General features: G+C 51.4%; 9 protein-coding genes. 3 read left to right on the top strand and 6 right to left on the bottom strand.

Annotation, left to right across the window (positions count from 1 at the left end; all coding sequences use genetic code 11):
* Positions 1-129: 129 nt before the first annotated feature.
* Together ACR0IU_RS07110 and ACR0IU_RS07105 are read right to left on the bottom strand one after the other, a co-directional pair.
* Entirely contained in the window at positions 130-948 is an 819-nt protein-coding gene (locus tag ACR0IU_RS07110) for a SapC family protein (RefSeq protein ID WP_480715755.1), read from the bottom strand.
* A gap of 65 nt (positions 949-1,013) precedes the next feature.
* Positions 1,014-4,865 carry an Ig-like domain-containing protein gene (locus ACR0IU_RS07105; RefSeq protein ID WP_480715754.1) on the bottom strand — a complete coding sequence of 1,284 codons (3,852 nt, stop codon included), beginning with the start codon at positions 4,863-4,865 and terminating at the stop codon, positions 1,014-1,016.
* A 222-nt stretch (positions 4,866-5,087) separates the two neighbouring features.
* Between ACR0IU_RS07105 and ACR0IU_RS07100 the strand changes: the two genes are divergently transcribed.
* The gene (locus ACR0IU_RS07100; protein ID WP_480715753.1) at positions 5,088-7,133 is read left to right on the top strand and encodes a dockerin type I domain-containing protein; all 2,046 of its coding nucleotides are present in this window, start codon (positions 5,088-5,090) and stop codon (positions 7,131-7,133) included.
* Positions 7,134-7,153: 20 nt separating this feature from the next.
* Here the strand turns inward: ACR0IU_RS07100 and ACR0IU_RS07095 are convergent, their stop codons facing one another.
* The 4 genes from ACR0IU_RS07095 to ACR0IU_RS07080 form a co-directional block, all read right to left on the bottom strand.
* On the bottom strand, positions 7,154-8,461 hold the full coding sequence (locus ACR0IU_RS07095; RefSeq protein ID WP_480715752.1) for an HlyD family type I secretion periplasmic adaptor subunit: 1,308 nt from the start codon (positions 8,459-8,461) through the stop codon (positions 7,154-7,156).
* Entirely contained in the window at positions 8,461-10,200 is a 1,740-nt protein-coding gene (locus ACR0IU_RS07090) for a type I secretion system permease/ATPase (protein ID WP_480715751.1), read from the bottom strand. Before ACR0IU_RS07090 ends, ACR0IU_RS07095 begins: the two co-directional genes overlap by 1 nt.
* 279 nt (positions 10,201-10,479) lie before the next feature.
* A complete protein-coding gene (locus ACR0IU_RS07085) occupies positions 10,480-11,817 on the bottom strand; it encodes a nucleotide sugar dehydrogenase (RefSeq protein ID WP_480715750.1) in 1,338 nt (445 codons plus the stop codon).
* Between the two features lie 168 nt (positions 11,818-11,985).
* Positions 11,986-13,488 carry a glycosyltransferase gene (locus tag ACR0IU_RS07080; protein ID WP_480715749.1) on the bottom strand — a complete coding sequence of 501 codons (1,503 nt, stop codon included), beginning with the start codon at positions 13,486-13,488 and terminating at the stop codon, positions 11,986-11,988.
* A gap of 163 nt (positions 13,489-13,651) precedes the next feature.
* Here ACR0IU_RS07080 and ACR0IU_RS07075 point away from each other — a divergent pair, with 163 nt between their 5' ends.
* Entirely contained in the window at positions 13,652-14,605 is a 954-nt protein-coding gene (locus ACR0IU_RS07075; protein WP_480715748.1) for a Gfo/Idh/MocA family oxidoreductase, read from the top strand.
* Between the two features lie 49 nt (positions 14,606-14,654).
* Positions 14,655-15,737: a DegT/DnrJ/EryC1/StrS family aminotransferase gene (locus tag ACR0IU_RS07070; RefSeq protein WP_480715747.1), complete on the top strand. Its 1,083-nt coding sequence runs from the start codon at positions 14,655-14,657 to the stop codon at positions 15,735-15,737.
* Positions 15,738-15,747 lie beyond the last annotated feature (10 nt).

Below are 15,747 nucleotides of genomic sequence, written 5' to 3'. Positions count from 1 at the left end.
ACGATCACCGGATCATTCGAATTTACGGATTGGCTCACAAACGTTACCCGCTTTTCAAAATTTAGGTTTGGCGCTATTTTCTGAGTAGAAAACAGCACGGTCGCCAGAAACGGTAGATTTGATAGATAGTTAGCCCATCTCATTGATCGGCTCTGCGTTTGTGTGATCATGGGCTACATCATTGACCATCGCGGTTAAGAACCCGTTTAGTGTGTCGCTCGAAGACGAATGATAGTATTCTGAGCCTCTCTGCGCTTGTGCCAGCCATGCACATTGCGACAACGAAATTTGATGAGCGTGGATAAGTTCAAACGCATCATTTTTTATCAGCGTCAGATTGAAAACATCCGGAGCGCGATTTAGTTTATTTCTATCGATGCCCCAACATGCTGGGGGCAGAGCGATCCCTTCAAAATCCTGAAGGGGAATGAAAAGCTCCATTTCTGCAAGCAATGTGCAAAGGCCGTGGGTTGTGATTGCTGCGGCTTCACGATGTTGCAAAAACTGCAACACGTCCTGGAGGTCCTGAGTCAGTTTATTTTGATCGGTAAAAAATGGATTATCTTGTGGATCGCGCGTCAACAATCCAGAGTTTTCATCTACGTACAGGCACAACTTTTGCACCGCAGGAACGTCGGAATTTCTAGAAGGCCCTGCGTAAAACGGGTAGGAACGAAGCGCTGACGGTACATACGGCGCACGCCAATGCCCTTTTGGATCGACAAAGGGTGACGCTATGCCAGCAGCGACTGAAAACAGCGCCGTCGGTATGAAATCATCCCCCTGCCGCTGGAACACAATGGGGAACGCAGACGCAATCCGAGATATTTCTGAAACGACGATCGGACATCCGGCCATGCCTTGGGCAAATCCGAAAGACGTGAAACGACGCCAGAAAAAGTTGCGATGACGCCCAACATGTACGGGGACAAGACCATTCTCTGTCATACAAACCTCTTGTAAGGATAAGGCGAGATCAACTCAGGTAATCTCGCCAAATGCCTATCGGCGATTTACGCAGAAGCGCCGGTCGGGTCGGTCAACAGGACGTTGTCTGATGTCAACGCACTTAGGTCCGCAAGCCCTTCAAACTGGGCCAGTGTTTCGACCGACGCTGAACCTGGGCTTGAATAATCGACTTTGACAAGAAGGCTGTCAGAGCCATCTGTTGCAAGAAGATATATCTCCCCTCCGGCCTGAGCACCTGTCAGGTTCTCTGCAGCGCTGGCAATCGTGTTGACATCCAGATCAGCAAGTGAAGTTTCCAAACCAACGAAGCCGGTGTTTGAGCCGATTGTGCCTCCTGCCATAAGCAACTCAACTCCAGTACCGTCACCGCGCAGCGTACTTGCATCGAGATTATGAAATAGCAGCGCGTCTGATACGCTCGCTGCCGGGCCGAGTGTAAAGTTGCGAACACTATCCAGGCCATTCGCCGCCGGATCTGCATCAAACACAACAACGTCACGACCTGCGCCTGAGAGGTCAATCATATCGCTTCCATCGCCGCCATGGATGACATCGTCGACGTTTGACCCGATTAGATGATCAGCCCCAGCGGTGCCCAGATGAAGTTGCGACGGCCCGCCATCCGGTGTGGTCAACGTCAGCACTATCGGTTTGGTTGCATCCTGCACGGTCATCGTGAATGTAACAACTGGTTGCGACAAATCTCCATAGCTTGTCGCAGCTCCGGCGAAACTGATCGTTGAACCTCCGCTTGGGTTCGCAAGGAACAGGTTGAAATCCGCGTTCTCGATCTCGGACCCATTGTCATAAGTCGCAATCGAAGAATCAAAGCCCAGATCAGCTGTAAATGCCAGCCCGCTGGAAATATCGCGATCCGGGTCTGCGTAGATCTCAAATGTCACCGCCGATCCGCTTCGACCAACCTCAGAAATAGTATAAGCGGCTGGCACATGAGCGAAGGTTTCAACCGAAATTGGGGAGGGGTTCGGACCACCAGACACAGTTGCCTGTGCAGAAAAATCGAGAGAGTCTCCAGCATCGATCGAGGCGAAGGTTGCAGCCGACACTGCAAGGCTCCAACTTCCATCAGCGGCAACGGTTGCGCTGCCGATGGAGACTGAATTTAGCGTGACATCGATCGCCTGACCTGGCGTTAAACCCGTAGACCCACCAGAGATCGTTAATCCAGTGCTTTGCGCTTCGGTTAGTGAAACTGCTCCATTCGTTCCGGGCGTATTGAGGCTCAGGATAGGACGGAAGTTTGTATCTAACGTTGCTGTTGCGTCAATTGCCGGATTCCCTGCTGCGTCCTGGACCGATGCTGTGATCTGAAAGCTGCTGCTATCAGCGAGCCCAAGCAAATCGGCAGAAGGTATAACCGCAGCCCAAGTACCACCAGAAACCACAGAAGTATAATCCGCACCGTTTAGATTGACAGTAACCAACTGTCCATCTTCAGCGGAGGTGAAACCTGAAACGTTCAGATTAGATCCCTGTTCAATCACGTCCAGTATAGGACCCACAGTCAGAGGGTTCATCGTAATCGTAGGTGCATCAAGGTCCGTGCTGAAACTTGCCGAGGCGCTACTGTCATTCCCAGCGGCATCGGAAACCAAAGCATTTACGGTGTATGATGCCCCATCTTGCAAACTGCTCAGGTCAGATGCGGCCGCAGTGTAAGTCCAGCCACCTCCGCTGACAGGGGTGAAACCACTTAGCAAAACAGTGCCATCTGAAGCTACAATTTGGACAGTAACTTGTGTTCCATCACCGACGTTGGACGTTCCGGAAATTTCCAAATCAGTAACCTGCTCGGCGATGTTTATCACCGGACCATCGGATAGGGACGAAATCACCAATGCTGGAGGTGTGAAGTCAGTGTCGAAGCTTCTGGAAGCCTGCAATGACGGGTTACCAGCAGAATCGGAGACATTTGCAGTCACGGATATCGTCGCGCCATCTGACAGCAGCGCCAAATCTGCGGTAGGTACGGTGGCAATCCAAGACCCTCCTGTAACAATACCCGTATAGGATTGTCCGTTGAGGGATACGGTCACCGTTTGGCCATCCTCAGCCGAAGTGATTCCTGAGACGGTCAGGTCGGTATCACGCTCTGTCGCATTCATGACTGCGCCATGCGAAAAGCTGTCAATGTTCAATGTGGGCGCTGAAACATCTTTGGACAGGCCGACAACGTCCTGCGGAGCCGGTAGGCCGTCAGCGTCAGTAACGTCGGCCGTCAGGTTGAAGCTTCCGCCATCAGCGAGTGCTATGAGATCTGCACTTGGAATATTCACGCTCCAACTGCCGCCCGATACCAAATCTGTATAAGTTTGGCCGTTCAGAGTGACCGAAACTTGCTGACCGTCAGATACGTTTCCTGTTGTCCCATTTACGGTCAGATCAGAACCCACCTCAGCTGCGTTCAAGACGGCACCGACGGATAGGGGAGCAATTGCTATCGAAGGACCAGTGAGATCGACCGGTACAGAGACAACAATGGGTGTTGCAGGGTTACCCGCAGCATCGCTGATCGCAACAGAAATGGTAGCGGGCACCCCGGTGGCCAGTCCAGAAAGATCCCCATTCGGGATCGTCACCGACCAACTGCCGCCCGAAGCGGTTCCGCCATAATCTTGGCCGTCGAAAGATACGGTAACGGCCTGACCGTTCTCGGCGGTGGTTGTCCCCGTCAGAACCAGATCGCCGCCAACATCTGCAAGATCGATAGATCCGCCGGCAACAGGGTTCAGGGTCAGAGCAGGAGCAGAGAAGTCTGTATCAAATGCATCATTTACCTGAACGGCGGGATTGCCTGCGCGGTCAGTTACATCTGCCGTTACTGCTATGTTAGCTCCGTCTGGTAAAGCCGCAAGATCAACGGCTGGTACCGAGACGTCCCAGCTGCCCCCAGAAACTGTCCCTTGATAGGTCTGACCACCGACCGTTACCGCGACAATTTGGCCATTTTCCGCATCTGTTGTGCCCGAGATTTCAAGAGCGCCGTTCTGTTCTGCGCCATTCAAAACTACGCCAGCTGAAAACGCGGTGATTTCCAATGTAGGAGGGACTGTATCGACGTCAAACTTGGCGGTATCCACCGAAATTTCCGTGCCCACACCATCCAGATGTCGAATTGTAACCGTTGAAATCCCCTGAGGGAGCGCGGCTGCTTCGGCTTGAGTCAGCGAAACGCTCCAGTTTCCATCGATATCGGGGGTGACAGCTCTGGTGACGGGACCAATAGTTACTTCTACCGAAGTTGTGCCCTCGGGGGTCGCTGATTTGCTGCTGATATTATTAAGTTCATTTGTCTGCAATTCCTGCAGGTTAAGGCTGGGTGGGCGAGGAGGTTCTGTTGCGACCGTAGGTGGCTCGGGGTCTTCATCACTCCCGCCCCCTCCACCACCACCTCCGCCAGCAGCGGCTGCTGCACCGGCAATACCCAGCCCACCTAATGCAAGCCCCGCGCCACTCACCCCGCCCGCGGCGGCGGTCGCTCCGGCGGCTTCCGCTGCGAGACTGAATTGAGCTATTTCTTCGGCAACCCCGTCGGCAAGCATAATCGCGCCGTTTTCTAGAATTTGAACGTTATCGGCGGTGACAACAATCGTTCGACCATCCGCCAAGCTTAGTCGGACATCACCATTTGCAAGCAATTTAATAACCAGAACTCCGGGGATCGAATTTGCAAATTGATAGGATTCGAGCTGTTCGTCGGTCGTCTGTGCCAACACCGGCAATGCCAATAGTGTTGACCCAAAACCACCTGCAAATCCACGCTTGGCCAATAGCTTGAGCTTTTTGTCTATCCAGTTGCGAACATGGCGCTTGCGCTGCGCATTGGGCTGAGAGTCCGTGATCGAAATTTTGGTCGAGCCGATGTTGTTGGTCATGTTGCCCTCACATTTGATGGACGCGGTTTTTTGCAGTTCCCGCATTTCCCGGTTCGAACCCATTGATCAGTGGCGCGATCTGACACCTTTGGGGGAGCAAACCGGAAAACTTGAATTAATCTGGAACCGAAGTCCCTATTTTCACCACATTTCTGCTCTGGTTCTGGTCTGCGCATCGTTCCATCCTGTTTCCACTGCCAGGGGTGGTAGGGGGTAGGGGCGATGAAGCTTCAGTTCGAAAGTGTGGTGGCAACGGGGACCGCAGCGCTCGATTCAGGTATCGGCGATACGGCTTTAAAAACGTTTAACGGAGAAACGTATCTCTATAGTATCACTGGACCCGGAGGCGGGATCGTTTCGTGGCAACTTGGTTCGGAAGTATCGCCTCAGGAAATAGACCTGCAGTATTTCGACGCGTCGATCTCGTATCAAGTCGGTCGGAGTGGCATTCCAATCCAACTCGCCTCTGGCGATCAGCTAATTTTGGACGTCGATACCTCGACGGGTCTGATCGGATATGACCTGAACCCGGATGGAAGCATTGGCAGCATCCGCGAAACAAACACTCTGTCTGGCGGCGGAGATATTTCTGCAGCGACACAGTTGACGGTAGGTACAAACGAAATTCTTACGCTTGCACAAACTGATACAGGGCAGCTTGCAACGTATCACATCAATCTAGACGGGACTTTGAGCCTGATAAATTCGGTTGCAGGCTCAGCAGATGAGCTACGGGCGTTACAAGTCGGATCGAAACATTTCGTCATGTCCATTGATACTGCAAGCAGCTCTATCCAGCCGTATTTGGTCGACCAGAATTCAGGTGTACTATCCGCGGTAGATGGAAATACTTCGATTCAGACGCTCGGGATAAGCGCGCCAACTGCTATCGAAGTTGTTCAGGCTTATGGCAAATCATGGGTCGTCGTAGCGGGTTCGCAAAGCAACTCAATAAGCGTCATGGAATTGGGCGACAATGGACAGCTCAGACCAACCAATCACGTCCTGGATACACTGCATACCCGATTCGAATCTGTACAGGATCTATCGGTCATTGAAGTAGAGGGGCGGGTTTTTGTCCTGGCAGGGGGCGGCGATGACGGCGTTACACTGTTCACGATGACCCCGGATGGGCAACTCGTTCATATGGATAGTTTTGCAGACACGCTGGAAACCAGATTACAGAATGTTGAAACGCTCAGCGTGGCGCATGTAGGGGATGAACTACAGGTTTTTGCAACGTCTCAAATAGATCCGGGCATAACCCATCTCAGCGTATCAGTTGCGGATTTGGGAGTTGTCTCGCAAGGCTTGGGGTCGGTAACCGGGACCGCGCAAGACGATTTGTTAAGCGGAGGGATTCTGGATTCAACCCTGAACGGTGGAGCGGGCGACGACATCCTGATCACCGGTACAAGTTCAACGATCATGACAGGTGGTGCAGGCGCAGATGTCTTCGTGATCCGTCAAAGCAGTGGTCCAACTGTAATTTCGGATTTTCAGGCCGGGACAGATCGGCTGGACTTGTCGCACTACCCGTTCCTTAGGACTCCTGCGCAGCTGGATTTTACCTCAACAGCGACAGGCGCACGCATAACCTATCTTGATGAAACAATCGACCTGATTTCGGATACCAACACCCCTTTGACCAGCGCTCAGGTGTTCGGGTCCGGGTTTAGTGGGCCGGACCACATCCCGGTTGATTTGGGTTCCGGTCCGGATAACAACGCCTCTGAAGGTTTAGCTGGCGCATTTACGCTTGATGCTTTCGTCCGCAATCCAGCGCTTGGGGATGCCGAAATCCGGTTTACGCCTGATGGAGGCTCTACTCTCACAGTGCAAGCCAATGAATATGGTGAATTCGATTTGGAAGTACCGGATGGGACGTTTCCCGGACAACTAGAAATCATCAAGTCTTATTCGACAGCGAGCGGCGAAATTACCGCGCTGGATGCTCTGCAGGTTCTGCGTATGTCGGTCGGTCTGGATCCAACCTGGGGGTCTGCCGCTGCAGAGAATTTCATCGCAGCCGACATAACCCGAGATGGGTCGGTTAATGCCCTCGACGCGCTGGCGATTCTACAAGTCGCGGTTGGACAACCCACCGCACATGGGGCCGAATGGGTATTTCTGGACGCGAACGAAAATTTGTCTGATATCTCCAGAAACAATGTAAATTACAATACAAGCGTCGATGTCACCATAATAGATGGCGCTTTGACGCTTGATATGACTGCAATACTCCTGGGAAATGTCGAAGCAGTTTGAGCATGGGCTTCAGGCCCCGATCACTCCCTGAATGCGCGATAAAAATAGTCAGCCAATGGTTTGATCAGATAGGATAGAGGCGTACGCTCATCTGTCTTGATCATAGCTTCAACTGGCATTCCAGGCAGCAGTTCCTGACCGTTGAGACGATCAAGCTGGCCTTCATCGGGCACTACTTCGGCCCGATAGAAAGTGAAACCGCTGGTCTCATCGGTGAACGTGTCAGCCGAAACGTTGATTACATGGCCTTCGATCTCGGGGGTGTCACGCTGGTTGAAGGCCGGGAACCGAAGGGCGACATCCTGTCCACGATGCAACTGATCCACATGCAATGCATCAACACGCGCGGCAACCAGTAACGGAGTGTCCTGAGGAACTACGTACATCATCGGTTCACCGGGTTGTATGACCGACTGAATCGCAAAAACCTGGCTGTCATAAACTGTGCCAGCAACGGGTGCGCGAATATCCAGGCGCGACAAACGCTCGGTTAGTGCAAGGCGCCTTTCTGCCAACTCAACCGCACGAGATTGAACGTCTCGAAGTTCGGTAATCGCCTCTTCGCGGCGGGTGGCCTGCAGTTGGACAATCTGAATTTCGGTCGTTGCGATCTGGCCCTTGAGCCGTGCAATGGTTGACTCAAGCTGTCCTATTTGCCCGGTAAGATTTGCCTCTTCTCTTTGTAGCGCAGAGACGCGGCTTGCTTGCGTCAGACCGCGTTGCAGCAAACCCTGCTGATCTTCAAGTTCGGTTCTAATGAGTCCAACTTGCGTGTTCAGCGATGCAAGTTGCGCTTGCGTGCCCTCAATCTCGTTTCCGATCTGAACCTTCTGCTTGCCTAACTGGTCAACTTGCTGGGATAGCGTGTCAAGTCTTGCATTGAACAAACGTTGCTGGCCTGCCAGCAAATCCTCACCGATTGTTTCATTGGATTTGAGCTCCTGCAGGCTTTGGGCAAGTGCATCGATATCCGCGCCGTCCCTCTCTGCCTCAAGCCGAGCCTTTCGGGCAAGCAACTCGAACAACTGTGATTCAACGATGGTTGTCTCCGACGCCAAAAAAGTATCGTCGAGCCTCAGCATCAATTCGCCTTCAGTGACACTATCACCGTCACGCACGAAGATTTCACCGACTACCCCGCCATCCGGATGTTCGATAACCTGACGGTTGCTTTGGACTTCAATCACACCCTGGGAAATGATCGCCCCGGCCAGTTCGGTGCGGACGCTCCAGATTCCTAATCCTAACACCAGAATTGCCAGGGCCAACAAGCCGACAACGGCTGGTGCCGTGATGCTCCAGGTTGGACGTGAACTCTTGTCTGACATCATTCACCCACCTTGTTCAGATGCCGTTTTATGACGTTGGCGTTTTGTACCATTGTATTCAACACTTCATCGCGCCCGCCGGATTTTACGATCTGACCCTTTTCAACGACGACAAGATCATCGCACTCTGAGATAGCTTGCGGGCGGTGGGTCATGATGATGGTGGATTTGCCTGCTTTCTTAAGCTCGCGTACCGCAGTGTTCAAAGCCAGAGTTCCATCGGCATCCAAAGCCGAGTTGGGTTCATCCAAGATCAATACAACTGGATTGCCATAGAGTGCCCGCGCAAGTGCAATGCGTTGTTTCTGACCACCCGAGAGTTGACTATCGTTCCCTTCGAGGAACGTATCATAGCCCTTTTCAAGGCCGAGAATCAAATTATGTGCATTGGCCGTTTTCGCTGCTGCAACTACAGCTTCGGGATCAGGTGACTGAGACATACGGGCAATATTCTCGGCCACAGTGCCATTGAACAAGGTTACCTGCTGCGGCAGATAACCAATGTGTTGCCCCAGATCGTCAGGATCGTATTGGTCCAGCGTTGCGCCGCCCAGACGGATTTCGCCTGCTGCAGGGGACCATAGACCAAGCAGCGCCTTTGCAAGCGTTGTTTTGCCAGATCCGCTTTTGCCGATGACGCCAAGCGCTCTGCCGGGCTCCAACTCAAGCGCGGCATTGCGCAATGTGGGTGTCTTGGCGCCGGGCGGAATTACGGTCAAGCCTTTTGCCACAAGATGTGCCTTGGGGGTAGGCAGCTTCGTGCGCGATGCCTCTGGTGGTGTAGAGTCGAGAAACTGGTTCAGGTTGATCCAGGCTGTACGCGCACGCTCAATCATAGACCATTGGCCAACAGCCATCTCAATCGGCGCCAAAGCACGACCCAATAGAATAGTGCCTGCGATCATCGCACCGGGTGTCATTTCATTGCGAAGAACAAGCCATGCACCTAGTGCCAACATCGCAGATTGAAGAAACAGCCGAAGTGATTTGGTGAGAGAGGTGAAACTGCCTGTCCAGTCACTGGCGGAAATCGACTGCGAGAGCGCTTCGGTCCGCTGTTTCAACCAACGCTTAGATACATCCTCCTGCATACCTTGCGATCTAACCACCTCGGCAGCTTGCCGTGCGTGTTCAGAAAATGCGTTGGCTTTGGCTGTGGCCGCCTGCGCTTCAGCGACTTTACGGTGCGTTAAACCTTGGTTGAGTAGAGCAATCACTACCAAAAGTGTACCACCAGCCACCGCTAGCCAGCCCAACAATGGGTGAAACAGAAAAATCGCAGCAAGAAATACTGGGGTCCACGGAAGGTCCATCACTGCAAGCAAAACAGGGGAGGCACATAACGAGCGAATCGACTCTAAATCGCGCAACGCCGTAGCAGGCGCTGAGCGAATTTGCGGAAACAGGGCACGACGCATCGTTCCTTCAAACACGCGTTCATCAAGGGATGACTGGAAACGGGCGCCAAATCTGGCAACGATGCGGCCACGTGCATAGTCCAGCATCGCCATCAGCGCATAAAGCAATGCGACAAGCAGAAACAAAGCTGACAGTGTTTCGGTCGAGCGTGACCCAAGGACCCGGTCATATACCTGCAGCATAAACAGAGGGCCGGTCAACATCAGCAAGTTGACAAACACACTGAACAGGAACGCAAGCGCAAGGAAGCTGTTGCCTTGGTTGCGGACTTTTCGAAGCTCGTGGCGCTCGGGTGGGGTGTTGCGATTTTTCAAACTCACACGTAATGCCCTTGATAGCTCACATATACAACTCGTCAAAAGCCGAACGTCCAGAACCCGAAATCGACCTGACAATTGTGGCAACTATATCTGCGCGCTTATGCAGGGACAACGCGCGTTATCCGCTGCTTTGTCGCTTTCGGCGATGTTTATGCTGTTGCTCGCTCGGAAATGGCAGGAACACGCCGACTGCCTTAGCGTGATCCGCTCCGGCTTTGGAAAACTCCGCCAGCCATTTTCAGCCTGAGTTTACTCCAGCTTCCAAAACACGGCAGCCATTCAGGCGCGAACGATGTGATCCTCTGACGTGCGGTATTTGCCTCGAGTATCGATGAGAAGCTTCGCGTATTTCTTGATCAGATCATAATCAAAGGCATCATGATTGGTTGTCAAAACAACAGCGTCCTGCGCCTCCAACACTTCTGGAGACAGATCTACCGAAGAAAGTTCGAAGTAATGTTCTCGCATCGGTGGGAACATCGGGACATGCGGGTCGGAATAGCTGAGATCACCACCGTTATCCCGGATGAGTTCCATCAAAGTGACCGAAGGGCTTTCACGCATATCGTCAACATTTTTCTTATAGGCGATGCCTAAAATCATGATCTTGCTGCCGCGAACCGCTTTACTGCGTTCATTGAGTGCAGTTGCAAGTTTGCCAAATACATACTCGGGCATCGCGGTGTTGACTTCGCCCGCCAACTCAATGAACCGCGTGTTAACGCCATACTCGCGCGCTTTCCAGGTCAGATAAAACGGATCGATTGGTATGCAATGTCCTCCCAAACCTGGTCCCGGATAGTAGGGTGTAAAACCGAAAGGCTTGGTCGCCGCCGCATCAATCACCTCAAATATGTCGATACCCATACGGTCAGCCACGACCTTCATTTCGTTTACGAGACCAATATTTACCGCCCTGTGGATGTTTTCGAGCAGCTTTGTCATTTCTGCCGTTTCGGTCGAGCTTACGGGCACAAGCTTGTCGATAGCCTGCTCATAAAGCGCAATGCCAGCTTTCAGACACGCGTCACTGTGGCCGCCAACCACTTTCGGAATCGTGTTTGTTGTAAATTCCGGATTGGCTGGATCCTCACGCTCGGGAGAGTAGACAGCGAAAATGTCTTCCCCGACTGTTAATCCATTCTTCTCAAGCCGTGGCAATACCTCTTCTTTGGTCGTACCGGGATAGGTCGTACTTTCCAAAGCTACCACCTGTCCTGCCCGCAAATGATCCGCGATCTGATCACAAGTATCTGTAACAAAGCTCAAATCCGGCTCGCGGTATTTATTGAGCGGGGTAGGAACACAGAGCATGATGCCATCGGCTTCGGTAATGCGCGAAAAATCGGTTGTGGCCTCAAAACCATTGTCTATCGCTTCGGCGATACGATTGTCTTCGATATGCTCAATCGAACTGTGACCGCTGTTAAGTCCCCGGACCTTTGCATTATCTAGGTCGAAGCCGATGACCTTGAACCCAACTCCCGAGTAACGCAACGCCAGAGGTTGCCCAACGTAACCCAGCCCGACAATACCTATAACGGCTTGTTTGTGAGATAGCTTACTCAACAGAAATTCTAACGAAGAATTCTTGGATTTTTTTTTCGTCGCGCTCATTTGTGCATGCCGTATGAAGTGTGATGAAATTTTAGCTACGTGACCGTCCTAGAGAGTTTGCTCTCTAATAGACAATAAGAGAGAAAGGGCAATGGAAAGTGGTGGCATTGTGAGACTTTTAGCCACAATCTTCACGCAGCCATACCCTGCTTGTATCAGGATAGAAAGCTAGATGCTCTCATACAGCGTCTCGAGCTTCTTAGTTTGTGCTGCCCAACTATACTCCGACCAAAGCCGATTGGCCGTATCTGCGGCGAGCTTGAATCGTTCAGGCTGCTCCAAAACTTCACTCAGCGCAGCCGCTATCGATTTGGGGTCGGTTTGATCCATAGATCTCCCAATCCCCATCGTGTCAACGAAATTCCGCATATCTGGAAGGTTTGAAACACAGACCGGCAGACCTGCGAAAGCGGCTTCAAATAACTTATTTGGCATAGCAAACCTATAGCTCAAAGAAGCATCCTGAATCGGGCAAATTGCTACATCAGCAGATTTGATCGCTACTGGTACATCAGCCGCAGAAACTGGTGGCAACAATTTGACCCGATTTGCAACCCCCAGTTTCTGAGCTATATCGAAAAGCCACTTGTCATCACGTGTATGCCTTGGTCCTAGAGCGACAAAATACACACCTGGCAATAGCACAAGCGCCTCGAGAACTTTATCCAATCCCCTATGGGCTGATTGCACGCCACCTGTAAAAACAATCAGCGGCTTATCTTTTGAAATACCTGCGTTGACGCGGATGCACAGGGAGTTCTCAATCTGTCCATTGAGATTATCCAATGAACCTGAATCAATTTCTGGAACGTTATAAATAAGGGTAGGATTGCGCTTGAAGCGTTTAGAATAATACTCGGCAATGGATGGCGAGACTGTGATCATCTGGTCGACGAAAGGGAGACAATCATCTTCGAGCCTTTCTGCAAAATTTGATCCATCCAAGGGATTCTTAGTTACTCGTGCTGGCTCATATTCATGGGCATCATATACAAGCTTTGCCTGATATCGCTTGGCAAGGGCCACACCTGCAGGAAGACAATAGATGTCATGTGCATGAATAACATCGGGTGTTTCGCCAAGCTCCAAGTTACAAATGTTTTCAGCAAAAACCAGCGAGGTAAGCTGGTATAACTTGAAGAATTTTTCTCTGACCTCTCGGGACTTTGAGCGGAAGGTTTTCAAATCTCGCCGCAGTTTGCCAAAACCGTATTTAATTTCCATACGCCAAAGTAATCTTTTATGCACGAGCTTGCGCCGGCGCCTTTCCCGACCCGTACAGTTTTTATAATACATTGGATCGAGTATTCGCATTTCTTTTTCTGTGAGAAATGTACGAAATTTGGATTTTGATGCATTAAGCTGGCTCGCTGCGTCGATATAAGGGATGACTCGATGTTCGACATCTTTGGATATACGTTCCAAGAAAAAGAAACGATCGAGCGTATTTTCATTGATATGATCGGAGGATTGCCAGTTGAAACGGGTGACTCGAATTCCGTCAATGTAGGCTTCCTGTGGCAGGCCTTCAGGCCAATCACAGAATATATGCACCTTATGCCCGGCAGAATGTAGAGCACGCGCTTCTTTTAGTACGCGGGCGTCTGCCGTTATCTCGTGATATGTTAGGCAAAAGACGGTTTTGCGGGGACTGTTCTCGGAACTGGACATGTGTGCTAAGACCAAGTTAGCTTAAACTATTTCTGATCGCTCTAACAGAGGTTGATTTGACATTCCAGTGCGATTGAAGATGTTCCATAAGCCCTTTCTATTGACTTCCTGCCCAAATTCTTCGATGCGCTGAAGCATGAATTGGGCACTTGGGAAGCATTGAATGAGCAACTTTGCATTGATTGGAACCGCAGGATACATCGCACCGCGCCACATGAAGGCGATCGCGGATACCGGGAACAATTTACTGGCGGCATTAGATACGAGCGACTCAGTCGGGATCATCGATAGTCACTTCCCGGACGCGCATTTTTTCACCGAATTCGAGCGCTTTGATCGATACGTGGATATGCTTCGTCGCAGTGAAACCGATAAGATCGACTTTGTGTCGATATGTTCTCCAAATTACCTTCACGATAGTCACATGCGGTTTGCATTGCGATCAGGTGCCGATGCGATCTGCGAGAAACCTCTGGTCCTTAATCCCGAAGATATCGACGGGTTGGAAGCCATCGAGGACGCGACTGAGCAGAAAGTTAACACTATACTGCAGCTGCGCGTACATCCCTCCATCATTGCGCTGAGAGATAAAATCAAAAATAGCGTCGGAGACACCAAGTACGAAGTTGATCTTACTTATGTCACTTCCCGGGGACGATGGTATTTGGAAAGCTGGAAAGGAGACATACGCAAATCCGGGGGTATTGCAACCAATATCGGAGTCCATTTCTTCGACATGCTGCACTTCCTGTTCGGTGACCTGCAGGAAAATCACGTGCATCTGAATTCGCCGACCAAATCTGCGGGCTACCTGGAATTCGAACATGCGCGGTGTCGCTGGTTCCTGTCTCTAGATATTAACGACGTACCAAAAGAGGCGCGGCAAGCAGGGGGTCGTACATACCGCTCAATCACCATTAATGGCGAAGAAATTGAATTTTCGGGTGGCTTCGCTGATTTGCATACCCGCAGTTATGAAGAAATCTTGGCAGGGAAAGGATTTGGATTAAACGAGAACCGCCCTGCGATCGAGATGGTGAGCTACATACGGAATGCGTTGGTTCAAACCGGCAAGGGTGAGCAGCACCCAAAATTGAATTTGGGCGCGAACCACTGATAAGAGCAATGGTGACTATATCTTAAACGGATAAGGTAGTATTAGAGCAATGCAGTTTATCGATCTTGCAGAACAACAAAGGCAGATCAAAGACCAGTTAGATGCCCGCATTGCAGGTGTACTGGCCCATGGAAAGTATATTCTCGGCCCCGAAGTCGCTGAACTCGAAGACAAGCTAGCTTCATTCACCGGCGCTAAACACTGCATCACATGTGCCAATGGGACGGATGCCTTGCAGGTCGCTCTCATGGCGCTTGAGGTTGGGCCTGGGGATGAAATCATCACACCTGGTTTTTCCTACATCGCGACGGCGGAATCTGTCAGGCTATTAGGAGCGGTGCCTGTTTATGTCGATATTGATCCCACCACCTATAATCTTGACCCAAATAAGTTGGACTCGGCGATAACATCCCGGACCAAGGCCATCATCCCGGTATCGCTTTATGGGCAGCCTGCTGATTTCGAACGCATAAATAAAGTTGCTTCTGCACATGGTCTGCCTGTGATCGAAGATGGGGCGCAGAGCTTTGGCGGATCTCTGCACGGAAGGCGTTCAGGGAACTTGTCAACAATCTCGTGCACCAGCTTCTTTCCATCTAAGCCGCTTGGTTGTTACGGCGATGGGGGCGCTATTTTTACTTCGGATGATGAACTGAGCGTTGTTCTCCGACAGATTGCTCGGCATGGGCAGGATCGGCGCTATCACCACATCAGAGTAGGAGTAAACAGCCGTCTGGACACACTGCAAGCCGCAATATTGCTTTGCAAACTGGATGTTTTCGAGGACGAATTGGATCTGCGAAACACGGTCGCTGAACGTTATAAAACGCAGTTGAAAGGCACCAACATTGCGGCTCCGACGCTGATGGACGGAGCCATCAGCGCGTGGGCGCAATATACCATACGCGTGGATAGGCGTGAGGACGTGCAGGCCAGACTCAAAAACGCTGGAGTACCAACGGCAGTTCATTATCCGATGCCATTGAATAAACAACCCGCCGTGTCAGATCCAAATGCTGATCTGCCGGTTGGCGATCAGGCAGCAGCAAGTGTGATCAGCCTGCCAATGCACCCATACTTGCAGGAACATACGCAAGCACAGATCATCGACGCATTGAAACAAGCAATTTGATTACGGTGGT

This window comes from Ruegeria sp. CL5, assembly GCF_056536485.1.
This window is presented reverse-complemented; position numbering and strand designations above follow the sequence as displayed.